The organism is Drancourtella sp. An57, assembly GCF_002161525.1.
Classification (GTDB): domain Bacteria; phylum Bacillota; class Clostridia; order Lachnospirales; family Lachnospiraceae; genus Sellimonas; species Sellimonas catena.
The window spans coordinates 138,289-157,490 of record NZ_NFHY01000001.1 but is presented as its reverse complement, the minus strand read 5'-3'; the positions used below and the strand labels follow the sequence as shown (position 1 = coordinate 157,490).

Below are 19,202 nucleotides of genomic sequence, written 5' to 3'. Positions count from 1 at the left end.
ATATGAGAGAAAAGGAAAGGCAGGAAAAGATGGAAAAATTATTATTTACTTCTGAATCAGTAACAGAAGGTCATCCGGACAAAGTCTGTGACGCGATTTCTGACGCGATTCTGGATGCTTTGATGGAGCAGGATCCGATGAGCCGTGTGGCATGTGAGACATGTACAACGACAGGTCTTGTAATGGTTATGGGTGAGATTACAACCAACGGATATGTAGATATCCAGAAGATCGTGCGCGACACGGTAAGAGAGATCGGATATACAAGAGGAAAATTCGGATTTGACGCGGACACATGCGGTGTTCTGGTAGCTATTGATGAGCAGTCATCCGATATTGCAATGGGCGTTGATAAAGCGCTGGAAGCAAAAGAAAACAAGATGTCCGATGAGGAGATCGAAGCGATCGGTGCCGGTGATCAGGGTATGATGTTCGGATATGCGTCCAATGAGACAGAAGAGTATATGCCGTATCCGATTTCCCTTGCGCACAAGCTTACAAAGCAGCTTGCAAAGGTAAGAAAGGACGGAACACTCCCGTATCTTCGCCCGGATGGAAAATCTCAGGTGACGGTAGAGTATAATGAAGAAGGAAAACCGGGACGTCTGGAGGCAGTGGTACTGTCCACACAGCATGATCCGGCAGTCACACAGGAACAGATCCATGAGGACATTAAAAAGTATGTATTCGATCCGATTCTTGATCAGAAGATGATCGATGAGAATACGAAGTTCTTCATCAATCCGACAGGACGCTTCGTTATCGGCGGACCGCACGGTGACAGCGGACTGACAGGACGTAAGATTATCGTAGACAGCTACGGCGGAATGGCACGTCACGGCGGCGGTGCATTTTCAGGAAAGGACTGCACAAAGGTAGACCGTTCCGGAGCATATGCGGCACGTTATGTAGCAAAGAACATAGTGGCAGCAGGCCTTGCGGATAAATGTGAAGTACAGCTTTCTTACGCGATCGGAGTTGCTCAGCCAACTTCCGTGTGGGTAGATACCTTTGGAACAGGAAAGCTTTCCGATGAAGCGCTGGTAAAAATGATCCGTGAAAACTTCGATTTAAGACCGGCAGGAATCATCAAAATGCTTGACCTCAGAAGACCGATCTACAAACAGACAGCAGCATACGGACACTTCGGACGTAACGATCTGGATCTTCCTTGGGAGAAGCTTGATAAGGTGGAAACACTGAAAAAGTATTTATAAAAACTTTAGAAAATTTTAGGGGCGCCTATAGTGGAGGCGCCCTTTTTCGTGATATACTGTACCTGTGATCAGAGCAGAGAAAGCAGAGAGGAAGAACTGTTTTGAAATTGAAGACAAAATTGATTATTTCATTCGTAATCATTACGATTCTGCCGGCGGTTTTGACCGGCTTTGCTGTATGGGGTGTGGCGAACTATCATATTAAAGCCATCGAACGTACCTATGGGATTTCAGGTGAGGAGTACCGGGACTTTAAGCAGTCGATCGGTACATTGAGTCAAATTCCGGAAGTTCACGAATTTCTCAGCACCATGATCATTGGTGTGATCCTGATTCTTGCCCTTACGGCAATGCTGATGATTCTCTGGATTTACGGCAGCCTTCTGCGGCCGATTGAGAAGATGGAGATCGCGGTAAAGAGTATCACAGAAGGAGAGCTGGATTTTGAGCTTCATCCAGAAAAAGACGACGAGATCGGGCAGCTGTGCAAGGACATTGAGGAAATGCGAAAAAGGCTGAAGGAGAACGCGGAAGAAAAGCTGAAAAATGATAAAGACAACAAAGAATTGATCAGTAATATTTCCCATGACCTGAAGACACCGATTACAGCAATCAAAGGATATGTGGAAGGGATTATGGATGGAGTGGCAGATACGCCGGAGAAAATGGACCGTTATATCAAAACGATCTACAACAAGGCAAATGAGATGAACACACTGATTAACGAGCTGACGTTCTACACAAAGATTGATACAAACCGGATTCCATACAATTTCGCCCCTGTCCGGGTCAATGACTATTTTAATGACTGTGCGGAGAATCTGTCTTCCGAACTCACAAATCAGGGCGTGGAATTTGGATATTTTAATTATGTTGAAGACGATGTCAAGATTATTGCGGATGCCGAGCAGCTGATGCGTGTTGTCAATAATATTATCAGTAATTCCCTGAAATATATGGACAAACAGCAGCCGCGGATCAACCTGAGGGTCAAAGATGTGGGTGACTTTATCCAGGTGGAGCTGGAGGATAACGGAAAAGGAATCGACGCGAAGGATCTGCCATATATTTTTGACCGCTTTTACCGGACGGATGCTTCCAGAAATTCATCCAAAGGCGGGAGCGGAATCGGGCTTTCCATTGTAAAAAAAATTATTGAAGAACATGGCGGAAAAATCTGGGCCACAAGCAGACCGGGCACAGGGACGGTAATGTACTTTGTCATCCGAAAATATCAGGAGGTACCAATTTATGAGTAAGATTTTTATTATAGAAGATGAAGAAGCGATCGCGGATCTGGAGAAAGACTATCTGGAACTCAGTGGATTTGAGGTAGAGGTGGAAAATGACGGAAACGCAGGACTGAAAAAGGCACTGGAAGAAGACTTTGATCTTCTGATTCTGGATCTCATGCTTCCGGGAGTAGACGGATTTGAGATCTGCAGGAAAGTACGTGATGAAAAAGATGTACCGATTATTATGGTATCTGCAAAGAAAGATGACATTGACAAAATCAGAGGACTCGGTCTTGGGGCAGATGACTATATGACCAAACCATTCAGCCCGAGCGAACTGGTGGCCAGAGTCAAGGCACACCTTGCAAGATATGAACGACTGATTGGAAGCCACGCGGAAGAAAATAAAATCATCGAAATCCGTGGACTGAAGATTGACACCACAGCAAGACGTGTGTGGGTTAACGGAGAAGAAAAAGCATTTACGACGAAAGAATTCGATCTCCTCGCATTCCTGGCGAGCCATCCAAACCATGTATACACCAAGGATGAACTCTTCAGCGAAATCTGGGATATGGAATCGATCGGAGACATCGCGACTGTTACAGTACATATCAAAAAAATCCGCGAAAAGATCGAGTACGACACATCCAAACCACAGTATATTGAAACCATCTGGGGAGTTGGATACCGCTTTAAAGTATAAAAGACAGAATTGTTTCTAAATTTTTGGGGACGTGTTCCGGTGCACCGGAACACGTCCCCAAAATTGTGTGCTTCCGGAAATTCGCGGAAAACGGGGGTTGACAGGGTGTTTCGATTATAATACTCTTAAAGCTGATAATAAAATTTTTATAAATTTCAGGTTAAATAATTAATATAGTAAGGGGATCATATGAGCGGAAAGAAAAGGAAACGCAGAAGGAGAAGAACGGGGAGACTGGCGCTTGGAATCGGATGTATGCTTTTGTCGGCAGGTGCGTTTGCTGCAGTGATCTATTTTAGCAATGCAGGGCGTGATGAGGCGGAGCAGGAGGGTGCTTCGCAGCAGACAAAAGAAGATTCGGCTACACGGGAAGAAGAGACAAAGACACAGGAAAGTGAGATTGATCAGAAGCTGGAGGAGCTGACGCTGCAGGAGAAGATTGCGCAGATGTTTATGATCACACCGGATGCTCTGACAGGTGTTCAGGGAACATGGAATCCGGGAGAGGTGACGGAAACGGCCTATAAGGAGCGGCCGGTGGGCGGTCTGATCATGATGGAAAATAATCTGGTCTCTCAGGATCAGATCAAGACGTGGAATGATACGATTACAGGATTTTCCAAAGAGGTGGTCGGAGTGGAGCCGTTCCTTTCCGTGGATGAAGAGGGCGGAACAGTAGCACGGATTGCGGGAAATGCGGCTCTTGGCATTGAGAATGTAGGAAATATGTCAGAGATTGGTGCATCCGGGGACAGTCAGAAGGCGTATGATGCGGGCGAGACGATCGGAACGTATCTGAAAGAGCTTGGCTTTAATATGGATTTTGCTCCGATGGCGGATGTCTGGACAAACCAGGAAAATACGATTGCGCAGTACCGGGCATTCGGATCGGATCCTGAGACAGTGTCAGAGATGGTATCCGAGGCGATAAAGGGATTCCACAGCCAGAGGATTTATACAGTGTCCAAGCATTTTCCGGGACACGGAGGAACGAGCGGGGATTCCCATGAGGGGACGGTGTATTTAAACAGCACGAAGGAAGAGTTGGAATCGTGCGAGTTCCTTCCATTTCAGGCTGCGATTGATGCGGACACAGAGTTTGTAATGGTTGGGCATATTTCTCTTCCGAATATTCTGGAGGATGATACACCGGCTTCTCTGTCCGAAGAAGTAGTGACAGAGATGCTGCGTAATGATCTGGGATTTGACGGGATCGTAATTACAGACGCTATGAATATGGGAGCAATTACAAATAATTATACATCTGCTGAGGCAGCGGTACAGGCTGTTCAGGCGGGAGTTGACATGATTTTGATGCCGCAGGATTTTGAGGATGCATATCAGGGAATTTTGAGCGCGGTAAATTCCGGCACAATATCGGAAGACCGGATCGATGAATCCGTAAGACGGATTCTGGAAGTGAAAATGGGAGAATCAGGAGAGAGCGCGTCATGATTACAAGTACAGCAAATCAGAAAATCAAGCGGATACTGAAGCTGCAGAAAAAGGCAAAAGCAAGAAATGAGGAAGGAATCTTTATCGTAGAGGGGATCCGGATGATGAAGGAAGCGCCGGAAAGCCGGATCAAAGAGCTGTATATTTCAGAGACATTTCTGCAAAAATATCCGGATCTGCCGGAACATTTAAAAAAGAAAGCGGAGATGGTAAGTGATCCAGTGTTTGCCCACATGTCGGATACAAAAACGCCGCAGGGAATTCTCGGGGTGATTCGGAGAATGTCCTGGACGATGGACGATCTTCTTCACGGAGAAGACGGAAGGGCACCTTTTCTGATGGTGCTGGATCATCTGCAGGACCCGGGAAATCTGGGAACGATTTTTCGGACGGCGGAGGGTGCCGGGGTGACAGGAGTGATCCTTGGTTCGAACTGCGCGGATCTTTATCAGCCCAAAGTCATCCGGTCCACGATGGGATCGATTTACCGGATGAGAGCAGTTTGTGTAGATGATATGAAAGAGACTGTTCGCCTTCTAAAACAACATGGAATTCACACGTATGCGGCACATCTGGATGACAGCCGTTTCTATGATGAGGAAGATTATACAAAACCGACGGCATTTCTTATTGGAAATGAGGGAAATGGTCTTCCGGAAGAGATATGTGCTGAGGCGGAGCACAAAATCAAGATTCCGATGCATGGTCAGGTAGAGTCTTTAAATGCGGCCATGGCAGCGGGAATTCTGATGTATGAGGTCTGCAGGCAGAGAAGAAAATAGAACAGACAGGGAAGGAAGACAGACAATCGGCGGGTGAGAGTTTTCGGTTTGATTATGAGGAGGAGCAGGATTTTGGGTCCTGCTTCTTGACGTTGAGCGTATTGACAATGTAAATACAAAAATGTAAAATAGAATACGGGAGGTGCAGAACAATGGCGAAGACATTTTTACAGGTACGGACAGATGAGAGAGACAAAGAGCAGGCCAGTGTGATTCTTGAGGAGCTCGGAACGAATCTGTCTTCTGTAGTGAATATGCTGTTGAAACAGATCATCATGACAAAAAGTATTCCGTTTGAAGTAAAAATGCCGCAGGCTTACACAGAACAGGAAAAGGCAGAAGAAGTCAAAGTTTCCATGGAGATGGAAAGGCTGACATTGACAGAAGAAGACCTGGAGCTGTTAAACCAGTACCGGAAAGCGGCAGACAAAGACAAATTCAGGGAGGAGATCCTGGCAGAATACGCGGAGGCATAAATGAGTGATACGATTTACTGTTATCCGGATTCGGACGTACTGATCAACAAGATGGACATCCGGGATCAGGCGAAACTGGAAGAGGCTGAGAGACGGCTAACAATGTTTCGCATGAGCGATTTGCTGGATGTTCCCGTGAAAGGTGATTTTGATTTGGATCACCTAAAGAGCATTCACAGATACCTGTTCCAGGATCTCTATTCCTGGGCAGGGGAGATCCGTACGGTTGATATTTCCAAATCGGCCGTCTTTTGCAAAGCACGTTTTATTGAGGGGCAGGCCGATGAACTGTTCGGAAAATTGAAAGAGGAGCATTACCTTGCAGGGCTTCCGAAAGAGCGGATTGTCAGACGTCTTGCCTATTATTTTTCCGAAATTAATGCGCTGCACCCGTTTCGGGAAGGTAATGGAAGGACACAGAGAGAGTTTATCCGGGAGCTTGCGCTGAAAAGAGGTTATGTAATCCGGTTTGCGCGGGTTTCCAGAGATGAGATGATGGAGGCGAGCAAGGAGTCTTTCCTGTGCAGATATGAAAAAATGGAGGCACTGTTCTGGAAGGCAGTGCAGTAAATGATAAAGGTAAAAAGGACTGCCCGGCAGAGAGAAAGATATTTCTGCCGGGCGGTCTTTTTGCAGTTATAGTTTTTTCGACAGATATAGTATGAGATCATCGTCGTTACAGCAGTCTGTATAAGGTTCACAGATATGATCTCCATACCAGACGCCGCTTCCGTCCGGAATGTATCCGCGTTTGATGTACATTCTCTGGGCACTTCCATAGCCGCTGTGAAGTCCGACACCAAGATAGACCGTATCGGCAAATCCGGCGGCAATCTGTTCCGCGGTATCCATCAGAAGAGAGCCAATCCCATGGTTCCGGTATTTTTTCAGGACACCAAAATCCACAAGCTCCGGCAGCCCTTTCCCTGCAAAGGCGCCCCGGTCAGAATCCGGGTAGATGCTGATATAACCGGCTGTCTGCCCCTGGTATTCGGCAGCCAGTGCCACGGCTTTTCCCTCTGCCTGATCCTGAAGACGCATGTCATATTTTTCCCGGGTCACATGGTCGCCCTGGAACTGTTCTTCCTCTGCAAGAATCTGCGCATCATCCGGGACCAGCGTCCGAATCAGGATGATGCCGTCATCATAATAAATCATAATACTCCTCCCTGCGCATTTGATAATTTGATTTTATCATACTATTGTGAGTTTATCACCGAAAAATCTGAAAAATGTGTTATGATAATGATAAATAAAGAGGACGAACAAAAGGAGGCGTATGATATGAAACTGAAAGACAAAGTTGCATTGATTACCGGAGGGAGCCGCGGAATCGGATTTGCTACAGCAAAACGTTTTCTCGAAGAAGGAGCAAAAGTGATTGTGGCTGCCAGCAGGCAGGAGACGGCGGATAAAGCAGTCGCTCAGCTGAAAGAGAGCGTTCCGGGAGCATCCGTGGAGGGAATCTGTCCGGATCTTTCCAGTCTGGAATCTGTACGGGAAGCTGTAAAAGGCATACATGACACATACGGACGAATCGATATTCTTGTCAATAATGCGGGAGTTTCGGACAGCGTACCGTTTACAGAATATACGGAAGACTTGTTCGACAAGGTTATGAATCTGAACGTGAAGGGCGTGTTTAATGCATCCAGAGCAGTTGTGGATTATATGGTGGAGCAGGGCGAAGGTGTCATTTTATCCACTTCGTCAATGGTAAGTATTTCTGGACAGGCAGCAGGTGTGGCTTATCCGACTTCCAAATTTGCAGTAAATGGAATGACAATCTCGCTGGCACGGGAACTTGGCCCGAGAGGAATCCGCGTCAATGCGGTGGCACCGGGAATTACGGAGACGGATATGATGAAAGCGGTACCGAAAGAAGTGATTGATCCGTTGATTGCGCAGATTCCGCTCCGCCGTCTCGGGCAGCCGGAAGATATTGCCAACGCATTTGTATTTCTGGCATCAGAGGAAGCATCCTATATTACAGGAGTGATTCTGAGTGTAGACGGCATGAGCAGGGCATAGAGATACTGTTCTTGAAAAAACGATTGTTTTAAATCAAAGGGGCTGTCGGGAAACGAAATTCCCGGCGGCTTTGTCTGCGCATTTGCCGAAGAATGCAGATGAAAAGAGGAATTGCAGATTGCGAAAAAAAGCTGGATTTTTTTACCGACATGGATTATACTAAAAACAGTAATTATTATTTTTGTCAGACATAACCGGAGGTTAGAGAATGAAAGCACTGAAACTAAGGGAGAATTTTTACTGGACAGGAATTGTAGATGCCGATCTGCGTGTATTTGACATTATCATGTACACAGAATTTGGAACAACATACAATTCTTACGTTCTGAAAACAGGGGACAAGACCATCCTCTTCGAAACTGCAAAAGAGAAATTTTTCGATGATTATCTGGAAAAACTCAAAGAAATTACCGATGTGGAGAGCATTGACTATCTTGTTGTAGAGCACACCGAGCCGGACCATGCAGGCAGTGTGGAGCGGCTTCTGGATCTGAACCCGGGCATGAAAATCATCGCTACAGGCTGCGCCCTTGGATTTCTGAAAGAGATCGTAAACAGAGACTTTACCGGAATTCCGGCAAGAGACAACATGACAATGAAGATCGGAGACCGTACGCTCCGTTTCCTCTTTGTACCGAACCTGCACTGGCCGGATACGATGTATACTTATATTGAAGAAGAACAGATTCTTGTTACCTGTGATTCATTCGGATCCCATTACGGATTTGACGATGTCCTGCTGAGCAAGGTGACAGACTGGGAAGGCTATATGAGAGCCACAAAATATTATTATGATAATATTATCGGGCCGTTCAAGCCGTTCATGTTAAAAGCACTGGAAAGAGTGCGCGAGCTGGATATTTCCATGATCTGCACCGGACACGGACCGGTTATCGATGATAAGATTGACTTTATTCTGAATACCTACGAAGAGTGGAGCACAGTAGTCAATCCAAATCCGAAGAAAACGGTGATCATGCCATATGTCAGCGCCTACGGATATACCAAATCCCTGGCGGAAAAGATTGCAGAAGGAATCCGTGCAAGCGGGGATATCGATGTGCGGGCTTATGATATGGTAGAGGCTGATCAGGCAAAAGTACTTGAAGAGCTTGGATTTGCGGACGGTATTCTGTTCGGGTCACCAACAATCGTCGGAGAAGCCCTGAAACCGATCTGGGATCTTACAACTTCCATCTTTGCGGGAACACACGGCGGAAAACTCGCCAGCGCATTCGGAAGCTATGGATGGAGCGGAGAGGCCGTACCGCATCTGATCGAAAGACTGAAACAGCTGAATATGAAGGTAACAGAAGGATTCCGTGTACGGTTTAAACCAGACGAAAATCAGCTTCAGGATGCCTTTGATTACGGATTTAACTTCGGATGCCTTCTTCAGGAAAAAGAGAATCCAAAGAAGAAAAAAGGAGCAAGGACACTGGTAAAATGTCTTGTCTGCGGCGCTGTTTTTGATTCCTCCATTGACATCTGCCCGGTTTGCGGAGTAGGACCGGAAAACTTTGTGGAAGTGGAGGCGGAAGAGAACGAATTTTCCAATGATACAAAGAATTTCTATATCATTCTCGGAAACGGAGCAGCAGGCCACTATGCAGCAGAAGCGATCCGGAAGAGAGACCGTACCGGAACCATTACAATGATTTCCAATGAACCTTACCGGACATACAACCGTCCGATGCTGACCAAATCCATCATGGCAGGTCTGAATGAAGAACAGATCGCAGTGGAAGACGCATCCTGGTACGAAGAAAATCATATTTACCAGATTCTTGGACACGAAGTAGTCAAAATCGATCCGGAAGCAAAAGAAGTACATCTGGATGACGGAAGCAAATATCATTATACAAAACTGATTTATGCACTGGGATCCGAATGTTTCATTCCGCCGATCAAAGGAGCGGACAAAGACGGAGTCATTGCAATCCGGAGGCTTTCCGATACAAAGAAAGTAGCAGAGAAATTAAAAGAGACAAAACACGCAGTTGTCATCGGCGGAGGCGTTCTCGGCCTGGAGGCGGCATGGGAACTCAAAAAATCCAGATGCGAAGTGACAGTGCTGGAACTGGCACCGGTACTGATGGGACGCCAGCTTGATAAAACGGCAGGAGAAATGCTCAAGAAGATCAGCGAAGGACAGGGAATCCAGATCCACACCGGCGTACAGATCGAAGCCATCGAAGGCGGCGAAAAAGCAGAAGGCGTACGCCTCGCTGACGGCACCGTGATCCCGGCTGAACTCGTTATCGTATCCTGCGGCGTAAGAGCAAACACCGCACTTGCAAAAGAAGCAGGCATCGAGACAGACCGAGCAGTGATTGTCAACGAGAAGATGGAAACAAACATTCCGGATATCTACGCATGCGGAGACTGCGCACAGTACGAAGGCATCAATTACGCCATCTGGCCGCAGGCAGTAGAAGAAGGAAAAACAGCCGGAGCACAGGCGGCAGGAGACGACAACACCTACAGCACCGTACCGGCAGCATTAAGCTTCCACGGCATGAACACCGCCCTCTTCGCAGCAGGCGATAACGGACAAAATCCGGACCTCATCTACAAAACCGTAGAATACAAAGACGAAGGAAAAAAACAGTACCAGAAATACTACTTCCTCAACAACCGCCTCTGCGGCGTCATCCTCATCGGAGACACCAGCCGCATGGCAGAAATGACCGAAGCATTAGAACATCACAGACAGTATAAAGAAATAATTAAATAATGCTAATATTGGGGACGTGTTCCGATGCACCGGAACACGTCCCCGAAACGTAAAAAAGGCCCGAAAGCCGCATAAAATAAGGGTAAACTCAAATTATCAGATTTTTTTCATTGGGGACAGGTTCCGAAACGCCGGAACACGTCCCCAAAAAATTAACCAAAAAAACATCAGATTAGCCGCTTCTTTTTGAATATAATGACACATAGTATGATTACGAGGATGCAGAGTATAACCACACTGCTATAGCCGTTGTCGAGCCCCGGCATGTTTTTGAAGTTCATTCCAAACCATCCGGTGATGAGGGTGAGCGGGAAGAAGATGGTGGAAATTACGGTCAGGAACTGCATGTTGTTGTTCTGCCGGGCATCGATCTGGGACTGGTAGGCTTCTTTAATCTGCTGTGCGTAATCCAACAGATGGTTTGTTTTACTCAGCAGCCGGTCGGCCCGGTCTCCGATCGTGCCAAAATACTTGAGATGCTTCTTGATAAAAAAGCCATTTTCATTCTCTTCAAGTGCGCGTCCAAGATCCATGATTTCATCATAATAGCTGCGGAATGTGAGCAGTTCGCGCCGCAGGGGAATCAGTTCGTGCTGAAAGTTTTTTACTTTTTCCTGTATGACATCCTCTTCCATTTGAAACAGTCGTTTTTCATAATTGCTCAGAATTTCCGGATCCAGACTGATAAACTCAGAAATATAATTATAGAGGAACCGTTCTTTTGTCTCCCCCTGATGTGCTTTCTTCTGCTGTATTCGATATATCAGCCGGTCGGAGAATCCATCATCATCTACGATTACGATATTATGACGATTGACAAAGAGGTAAATGCGGTATCTGCTTCCGAGGACATCTGCCAGTTTGGGAATGCAGAAAGTGCTTACGAGACATTCCTGCTGGGTTTCCAGTTTGCAGAACCGGATTTTGGATAAGGAAATTTCATTTTCATATATGATATTTGCCTGCTCCAGAATATCCGGAGCATGTTTGGAGTCTGTTACAAATATTGCAGGCTCCCGCGCTGTTTCCCATTCGGAAAATGGAATGGGAAGGAGTTGTTCTCCATATTGATAAATCATAAAATCACCTGTATTTCCTGTTTTGTTGTTTGATTATAAAAGTAACCTGTAAATAAAGTGCAAATATTATGTTAGATCTGTGTAAATCATTCCGAATCCTGATCCGGCTGCGGGCGATGGCTCCGGTCTGCCATGGCCTTGATGGAGGAGGCGTACTCGGAAGGTGTCATTCCGGTTACCTTTTTAAACTGCCTGGAAAAATAGTGGATGGAGGTGTAACCGAGTTTTTCTGATATCTGTGTAAAATTCATCTGTTCGGTGCGTATCAGTTCCTTTGCAGCTTCGATCTTCATATTGGAAAAGTATTCGATGATGCCAAGACCGGATTTTTTGCTGAATATTTTCTGGAGCTGAGATCTTCCGATCAGATTGTCTTTGCAGATTGTTTCGATCGTAACCCTTCCGGAGAGGTGCTGGCCGAGGTAGGCAACGACCCGGTTAAAGACCTCTGTATCGATATTTTCTTTCATGGTCTTGTCCGGCTTGTCCGGCTTTTCTTCTGCCGGGGTGGAAAGATCGGAATATTTCCGGTAGAAATAGATCATCAGTTCCTCCAGATAAAGCTGAATCAGCTGGCCGGAAGCAGGAGGCTGAGAAGACTTTGGACGGAGCACTGTCTGATATGGATCGTCAAGCCGGCCCTCCAGAAAATTGCCGGCTTCTGTAATGATCCGGGCGAGCAGGCTCCTGGCAAAATCGTCGGTTCGTAAAATCTTTTTCCGGAAAAAGTTCATTATCGGGCTTTTTGAGGAAAAGGAGATGACGATCAGATTTGGCGCAATACTTCCATTTGCCTTTACCCAGTGAAATTCATTCGGCTCGTGAAAAGCAATGTCCCCCTTTTTCAGTGTGTAGATCTGATCACCGGCGCCGATGGTGACTTCCCCTTTATCCACACAGACAAATTCCCAGAAATTATGAGATTCTCCAGGAAAAGAAAAAGTACTCATGTATTCAAAATAATGAAGGGAAAATAACTGGTCAATAAGCAGTTCTTTTCGAAAAGAAATTCCTTTATATGTCATCGCATCCATCGCCTTTCTAATTATCATACGCTATCGGTTTCTTCTTGTCTCCATCATAGCCCATTCCGGTATAAAATGTCAAAGCAAAAATGCAGATTGTACAAATGAAATCAAATATCAGACAAAGATTTTTCCTCGGTTTTATCATACAATGATGTCAGAAACAAAAAGCGTGAAGAGGAACGGAAAAGTTCTGAAAAAAATAAGGAGGTTTCGGATATGAAAAAACCAGTTTTAGTAATTATGGCAGCAGGAATGGGAAGCAGATACGGCGGATTAAAGCAGATCGACCCTGTTGATAAAGAAGGACACATTATCATGGATTTCTCTATCTTTGATGCGAAGCGTGCAGGATTTGAGAAAGTCGTATTTATTATTAAAAAAGAGAACGAAGCTGATTTTAAAGAGGCAGTAGGAAAGAGAATGGAAGAGATCATGGATGTTGCGTATGTATTCCAGGATCTGAATAACATTCCGGAGGGCTTCGAGGTGCCGGAAGGACGCGTGAAACCTTGGGGTACTGCACATGCTGTTTTAAGCGCCATCGATGAAGTGGACGGACCGTTCGCGGTTATCAATGCGGACGACTACTACGGACGCCATGCGTTTGAAGTGATTTACAACTATCTGACAACACACGAAGATGACGATAAATACCGTTACACGATGGTTGGTTACCGTCTGAAAAATACAGTTACAGACAATGGCCACGTGGCACGAGGAATCTGCGAGCTGGATGAGAACAAACAGCTTGTTGCAATTAATGAAAGAACACGCATCGAGAAGAGAGACGGAGGCATCGCCTACTCTGAAGATGATGGGGAAACATGGGTATCTGTAGATCCGGACACACTTGTATCCATGAATATGTGGGGATTCACAAGAAGTATTCTGGACGAGATCAAGGCAGGATTCCCGGCATTCCTTGAGAGTGGCCTGAAAGAAAACCCGATGAAGTGCGAATACTTCCTCCCGGCTGTTGTAAGCAAACTGCTTGGAGAAGAACGTGCAACAGTAACTGTTCTGGAATCGGAAGACAAATGGTACGGTGTAACTTATAAGGAAGACAAACCGGTTGTTGTAGCTGCCATTCAGGCACTTAAAGACGCAGGAGTATATCCGCAGAAATTATGGGAGGACAAATAGAGATGGCGCGTGTAAATAAAGTACAGATCGATGAAGCGATTGCAAATTTTCAATACGAAGGAATGCTGATTGATGAAAGACCGTACGGAAACGGACATATCAATGATACATTTCTTCTGACATTTGAGATTGCAGAGATGGGAAAGATCAAAGTGATTCTTCAGAGAATGAATAAAGAAGTATTCACAGACCCGGTAGCTCTGATGGAAAATATTATCGGAGTAACATCCTATCTGAGAAAGAAGATCATTGAAAACGGCGGAGATCCGGACAGAGAGACACTTAATGTTATTCCGGCCGTAGACGGTAAGCCGTACTTTGTTGACTATAAAGGAGAATACTGGCGTTCCTACAAATTTATCACAGATGCTTCCAGCTACGATCAGGTAGAAAAACCGGAAGACTTTTACCAGAGTGCATATGCATTCGGAAACTTCCAGAGACTTCTGGCGGATTATCCGGCAGACAGCCTGCATGAGACAATCAAAGGCTTCCATGATACAAAAGCAAGATTTGAAACATTTAAAAGGGCGGTAGAGGCGGATGTCTGCGGACGCGCAAAATATGTACAGGATGAAATCAATTTTGTTCTGGAACATGAGGACGTGGCAAATGTATTCGGAGAACTTCTGGAAAAGGGAGAAATTCCGCTTCGTGTTACACATAATGATACAAAGTTAAATAACGTTATGATTGACAACCTGACCGGAAAGGGCATCTGCGTCATCGACCTTGATACAGTAATGCCGGGTCTTGCGATGCATGACTTTGGTGATTCCATTCGTTTTGGTGCAAGTACAGCGGCAGAGGATGAACAGGATTTAAGCAAAGTATCCTGTGATATGAATCTGTTCGACGTATATGTAAACGGATATCTGGAAGGATGCGGCGGCAAGCTCACTCCAAGAGAAGTTGAGCTGCTTCCGATGGGTGCCAAAGTGATGACATTCGAGTGCGGTATGCGGTTCCTGACAGACTATCTCGAAGGCGATCATTATTTCAAGATCCACAGAGAAAACCACAATCTGGACAGATGCAGAACACAGTTTACACTGGTCAAGGATATGGAAGCAAAGTGGGATACAATGAACGAAATCGTGAAAAAGTATCAAAAATAGTGAAAAGTGTGATATAATCAACCTGATAATGTAAGAAATGAATCAATTTATCAAGGAGGAAAAGGCATGTCTATTTTAGTAACAGGAGGGGCGGGCTTTATTGGAAGCCATACCTGTGTGGAACTTTTAAATGCAGGATATGAAGTGGTTGTTGTGGACAATTTATATAACTCTTCTAAAGAAGCTCTGAGAAGAGTGGAAGAAATCACAGGCAAAACCGTGAAATTCTATGAAGCAGACATCCGCGACAAAGAGGCAATGAATGAAATTTTCGATAAAGAAGAAGACATCGAATCTGTTATTCATTTTGCAGGACTCAAGGCAGTAGGAGAATCTGTTGTAAAACCGATCGAATACTATGACAATAATATTGCCGGTACACTTGTGCTGTGTGATGTTATGAGAAATCACGGCGTGAAGAATATTATTTTCAGCTCTTCTGCAACGGTTTACGGAGATCCGGCATTTATCCCGATCACAGAAGAATGCCCGAAAGGAACATGTACCAACCCATACGGCTGGACAAAATGGATGTTAGAGCAGATCCTGACGGATTTACATACAGCAGATCCGGAATGGAACGTGGTACTGCTCCGCTACTTCAATCCGATCGGTGCGCATAAGAGCGGAAAAATCGGCGAGGATCCGAAAGGAATCCCGAACAACCTGATCCCGTACATTACTCAGGTTGCTATCGGCAAATTAGAGAAACTCGGCGTATTCGGAAATGATTACGATACTCATGACGGCACAGGAGTGCGCGATTACATCCACGTTGTAGACCTTGCTATTGGACATGTACGCGCTGTAGAAAAGCTGAAAGAAAAAGCGGGCGTATCCGTATACAACCTGGGAACAGGAAATGGATATTCCGTACTTGACATGGTAAAAGCATTCAGCAAGGCATGCGGAAAAGAAATCCCATACGAGATTAAACCGCGCCGTGCAGGAGACATTGCAACCTGTTACTGTGACGCTACAAAGGCGAAGAATGAACTGCACTGGGTAGCAGAACGCGGACTGGAAGAAATGTGCGAAGACTCCTGGAGATGGCAGAGCCAGAATCCGGATGGATATGGAGATAAATAATATAAAAATGGAAAAAACAGCAGGGAGAAACTTAAATGTTTCTCCCTGTATCGTCTCCTCGAAGTGACCGGCTGATGCCTTTGACGGAGGATGAATACTCCAACGGGGACATTCCGGTTGCTTTTTTAAATTGTTTGGAAAAATACTGCAGCGAGCTGTAGGAAAGAAAATATGCAATCTCTGTAAAATTCATCGTACCATCACGAATAATATCCTTGGCACGTTCGATTTTCATATTGTTAAAATATTCAATAACGCCGCAGCCCTTTTCTTTGTGAAACAGGGACTGCAGGGCAGAACGGCTTAGAGAATGTGCCTCACAGATATCTGAGATTGTAAGCTGTTCGCAGATGTGAAATTCCATATATTCAATGATTTTTTCTATACGTTCACTCTTATTCATTACGCGTTCTGGAGAAATCTTTGGCACCGGGTTTTGCGGAGAAACATTTTGGGTGTTGGCGTGATTCCTTGCAACGGTGATCAGGAAAAACTCCAGATAAAGAAGAATCAGCTGTTCAGAGCCGAACGGTGTATTGGGGCGCAGTTTAACCTGTTCGATGGATGGAAGGTTCATCGGAGTGGCAAGTGTTTCGCGTGCAATGCTGATCAATTTGGATATGAGGGTACGTTCTTCCATTGTCAAAGTACAACGTTTCTGCCTGAATATCTGCATAGCAGAAGAGTGGGTAACGAATGATACGGCAACAAGATTCGGAGATGTATTGCCGACAGATTCGATTGCATGAAATTCGTTTGGCTCGTGGAAGATGATATCACCCGCATGAAGAAGATACTGTTCCTCACCGGCCTGGATCCGGACACTTCCCTTGTCTACATAGGCAAATTCCCAGAAATCATGAGCTTCGCCATGAAAAATAAAATCCCGTATGTATTCAAAATAATGTATGGTAATAATGGAATTAATGACAATTTCTCTTTTTAAATGTGTTTTTACATAGGTCATGAAGCTGCCTCCTTTTCGTTATTGTAGCAGAATATGGATAATAAGACAAGAAAATCAGATAATAAGGCAAGCGGGTTTATGCAAAACCATGTATAATTGGAAATACAATAGGGTGAAACTGAACAAAATGGACAAAAAGGAAGGAAATTGGTATGATTGAGATCACGAAAGCAGGTACAACTCTTATATTCGATGAGAATAAGCTGACCTTTGAGATGCGAAGAGATCAGGAAGCATGGAGATGGGCCGGTAATTATGTACCGAAGATGATTTGTGAAGAAGGAGAATTTCTGTTTCAGGATGCCAGCAGAATTTCACATGAAAAAGCCGAGAACGGAACGGGAAGCGGAATCCTCAGTGTTTATGAGGGATTTTGTGTAAACGGTACAGAAACTCCTTACACCTTTGAAACATTTGTGTGGATTGAAGAGGCAACAGGGGACGTGTTTTTTGAGTGGATTCCTGTAAAAGAAGAGGGGCTTCAGGTACAGAAAGTACTCTGGCCGGGTGAAATGGAATTTGAAGAAGCGAAAGAAGACTGGTATACACTTCTGAACCAGGAACAGGGCATGTTGATCCCGAATACATGGCCGCAGGAGTTAAAGCCGGTGATTTTTGACGGATTTTTCGAAACTGCAGGAGGATATATGCCGTGGTTTGGCCAGGTACGAGGACGTGCAGGATATATTGCGATCTGTGTAACGCCGTGGAATGCAGGATATCAGGCAGAGCATCCGGCAAACGGACCATATTCTCATGTCAGCGTGAGATTTGAGCCAAGTCTTGGAAAAATGGATTACAGAAGAATTATGAAATATACTCTGTTATCTGACTGCGATTATAATGATCTTTGTAAAGTATACAGAAAGTATGTCAATGAACAGGGAAGACTCAGAACACTGGAAGAAAAAGCAGCAAGAAATCCTTCTGTAAATGACCTGATCGGATGTGCATTTGTACATAAGGGAATCAAGACGGAAGTGCAGCCGAATTCTGATTTCTTTGACCCGGAAAATCCGGAGAAAAACAACCATCTGACTACATTTGAAACAAGAGAAAAGGAAATCCGTCATCTCCATGATCTCGGCGTAGAAAAGCTGTATCTGCATCTGGACGGATGGGCACAGCCGGGATACGATAATCAGCATCCGGATTACCTTCCGGCATGTAAAGAGGCCGGTGGATGGGAAGGCATGAAATCTCTGGCAGATACCATGCATGAATGCGGATACATGTTTGGAATCCATGATCAGTACAGAGATTACTATCTGGCAGCTCCAAGCTTTGATGAAAATTATGCTTGCCGTCTCACAGATGGAAGCATTCCAAAACATCAGAGATGGGCGGGCGGACCACAGTCCTATCTGTGTGCGACACAGGCTCCTTACTATGTAAAGAGAAACTTCCAGGAAATTGAGAAAAACGGAATCCGTCTGGATGGTGCTTATCTGGACGTATTTACATGTAATGAGGGAGACGAGTGTGATAATCCGATGCACAGAATGACAAGAAGAGACTGTTATGAATTCCGTGCAAAATGCTTTGAATACCTTCTTTCAAAAGGAATTCTTCCAAGTTCTGAAGAGGTAAGTGACTGGGCAGTACCAAGTCTGGTATTCTGCCACTACGCGCCGTATGATTTCATGCTGCGCCAGCCGGGAGAACCAAAGCAGGGAATTCCGGTACCGCTTTATAACCTTGTTTATCATGACTGCGTGATTGAACCGTGGATGATGGATAAAGTAAGCGAGGAAGAAGACTACATGCTGTATGCGCTTCTGAACGGCGGAGCGCCTTACCTGATCCGTGACGCCGCTTATCCGAACTTTGACGGCGCATTTGAAGCAGGCGTGGAATTAAAACTGGAAGAAGATATCAAACGCTGCAAAGTGGTTTCTGATCTTCATGAGAAAGTTGCAAAATGCGAGATGGTACGTCATGAGATGGTAGACAACAATCCGATGATTCAGCGGACTACGTTCTCAGACGGAACGCAGGTAACGGTTGACTTTGAGAAACAGACATACGAGATTGCTTAAAAAGTAAATATAAATGAAAATGGCGGAATTTATGTGACAGCATTGAAATCATATAGATTCCGCCGTGTTTTTAAGCGGCACTTTATTGTGCTAATATACA

Annotated in this window: 17 protein-coding genes; 13 read left to right on the top strand and 4 right to left on the bottom strand. The window is 45.1% G+C overall.

Translation table 11 applies throughout. The annotated features are described in order from the left end of the window. The first annotated feature begins 29 nt into the window (after positions 1-29). The 7 genes from metK to B5G11_RS00805 all read left to right on the top strand — a co-directional run bounded on the left by metK (position 30) and on the right by B5G11_RS00805 (position 6,441). The gene (metK, locus tag B5G11_RS00835; protein ID WP_087166915.1) at positions 30-1,217 is read left to right on the top strand and encodes a methionine adenosyltransferase; all 1,188 of its coding nucleotides are present in this window, start codon (positions 30-32) and stop codon (positions 1,215-1,217) included. A 101-nt stretch (positions 1,218-1,318) separates the two neighbouring features. After that, positions 1,319-2,476, top strand: a complete 1,158-nt coding sequence (locus B5G11_RS00830) for a HAMP domain-containing sensor histidine kinase (protein WP_087251842.1) — start codon at positions 1,319-1,321, stop codon at positions 2,474-2,476. Next, entirely contained in the window at positions 2,469-3,158 is a 690-nt protein-coding gene (locus B5G11_RS00825) for a response regulator transcription factor (RefSeq protein ID WP_087166636.1), read from the top strand. Before B5G11_RS00830 ends, B5G11_RS00825 begins: the two co-directional genes overlap by 8 nt. 189 nt (positions 3,159-3,347) lie before the next feature. Further along, a complete protein-coding gene (locus B5G11_RS00820; RefSeq protein WP_087251841.1) occupies positions 3,348-4,613 on the top strand; it encodes a glycoside hydrolase family 3 N-terminal domain-containing protein in 1,266 nt (421 codons plus the stop codon). Continuing rightward, entirely contained in the window at positions 4,610-5,395 is a 786-nt protein-coding gene (locus tag B5G11_RS00815) for an RNA methyltransferase (RefSeq protein ID WP_087251840.1), read from the top strand. Before B5G11_RS00820 ends, B5G11_RS00815 begins: the two co-directional genes overlap by 4 nt. A gap of 152 nt (positions 5,396-5,547) precedes the next feature. Further along, on the top strand, positions 5,548-5,871 hold the full coding sequence (locus B5G11_RS00810) for a type II toxin-antitoxin system RelB/DinJ family antitoxin (RefSeq protein ID WP_087251839.1): 324 nt from the start codon (positions 5,548-5,550) through the stop codon (positions 5,869-5,871). Next, a complete protein-coding gene (locus tag B5G11_RS00805; protein ID WP_087166640.1) occupies positions 5,872-6,441 on the top strand; it encodes a Fic family protein in 570 nt (189 codons plus the stop codon). It begins immediately after the preceding gene. A gap of 66 nt (positions 6,442-6,507) precedes the next feature. Here the strand turns inward: B5G11_RS00805 and B5G11_RS00800 are convergent, their stop codons facing one another. Further along, positions 6,508-7,029, bottom strand: coding sequence for a GNAT family N-acetyltransferase (locus tag B5G11_RS00800; protein WP_087166641.1), 522 nt, complete (start codon positions 7,027-7,029; stop codon positions 6,508-6,510). Between the two features lie 126 nt (positions 7,030-7,155). Here B5G11_RS00800 and B5G11_RS00795 point away from each other — a divergent pair, with 126 nt between their 5' ends. Both B5G11_RS00795 and B5G11_RS00790 read left to right on the top strand, forming a co-directional pair. Then, positions 7,156-7,902: a 3-oxoacyl-ACP reductase family protein gene (locus B5G11_RS00795; protein ID WP_087166642.1), complete on the top strand. Its 747-nt coding sequence runs from the start codon at positions 7,156-7,158 to the stop codon at positions 7,900-7,902. Positions 7,903-8,110: 208 nt separating this feature from the next. Then, on the top strand, positions 8,111-10,639 hold the full coding sequence (locus B5G11_RS00790; RefSeq protein WP_087251838.1) for an FAD-dependent oxidoreductase: 2,529 nt from the start codon (positions 8,111-8,113) through the stop codon (positions 10,637-10,639). Between the two features lie 167 nt (positions 10,640-10,806). On the opposite strand, the gene B5G11_RS00785 is transcribed toward B5G11_RS00790, so the two are convergent. Both B5G11_RS00785 and B5G11_RS00780 read right to left on the bottom strand, forming a co-directional pair. Continuing rightward, positions 10,807-11,718 carry a CorA family divalent cation transporter gene (locus B5G11_RS00785; RefSeq protein WP_087251837.1) on the bottom strand — a complete coding sequence of 304 codons (912 nt, stop codon included), beginning with the start codon at positions 11,716-11,718 and terminating at the stop codon, positions 10,807-10,809. Between the two features lie 86 nt (positions 11,719-11,804). Continuing rightward, positions 11,805-12,770: an AraC family transcriptional regulator gene (locus B5G11_RS00780; RefSeq protein WP_242958832.1), complete on the bottom strand. Its 966-nt coding sequence runs from the start codon at positions 12,768-12,770 to the stop codon at positions 11,805-11,807. 192 nt (positions 12,771-12,962) lie between these two features. On the opposite strand from B5G11_RS00780, the gene B5G11_RS00775 reads away from it, so the two are divergent. From B5G11_RS00775 to galE, 3 genes are all read left to right on the top strand, one after another. Then, on the top strand, positions 12,963-13,889 hold the full coding sequence (locus B5G11_RS00775; RefSeq protein WP_087166645.1) for a sugar phosphate nucleotidyltransferase: 927 nt from the start codon (positions 12,963-12,965) through the stop codon (positions 13,887-13,889). A 2-nt stretch (positions 13,890-13,891) separates the two neighbouring features. Continuing rightward, positions 13,892-15,007, top strand: a complete 1,116-nt coding sequence (locus B5G11_RS00770) for an aminoglycoside phosphotransferase family protein (protein WP_087166646.1) — start codon at positions 13,892-13,894, stop codon at positions 15,005-15,007. A gap of 66 nt (positions 15,008-15,073) precedes the next feature. Further along, complete coding sequence (gene galE, locus B5G11_RS00765; RefSeq protein ID WP_087251835.1) at positions 15,074-16,096, top strand: UDP-glucose 4-epimerase GalE; 1,023 nt, start codon at positions 15,074-15,076, stop codon at positions 16,094-16,096. Positions 16,097-16,127: 31 nt separating this feature from the next. On the opposite strand, the gene B5G11_RS00760 is transcribed toward galE, so the two are convergent. Next, positions 16,128-17,063 carry an AraC family transcriptional regulator gene (locus B5G11_RS00760; protein ID WP_087251834.1) on the bottom strand — a complete coding sequence of 312 codons (936 nt, stop codon included), beginning with the start codon at positions 17,061-17,063 and terminating at the stop codon, positions 16,128-16,130. A gap of 152 nt (positions 17,064-17,215) precedes the next feature. Between B5G11_RS00760 and B5G11_RS00755 the strand changes: the two genes are divergently transcribed. Continuing rightward, positions 17,216-19,102, top strand: a complete 1,887-nt coding sequence (locus tag B5G11_RS00755; RefSeq protein WP_087251833.1) for a DUF5696 domain-containing protein — start codon at positions 17,216-17,218, stop codon at positions 19,100-19,102. The last annotated feature ends 100 nt before the right edge of the window (positions 19,103-19,202 follow it).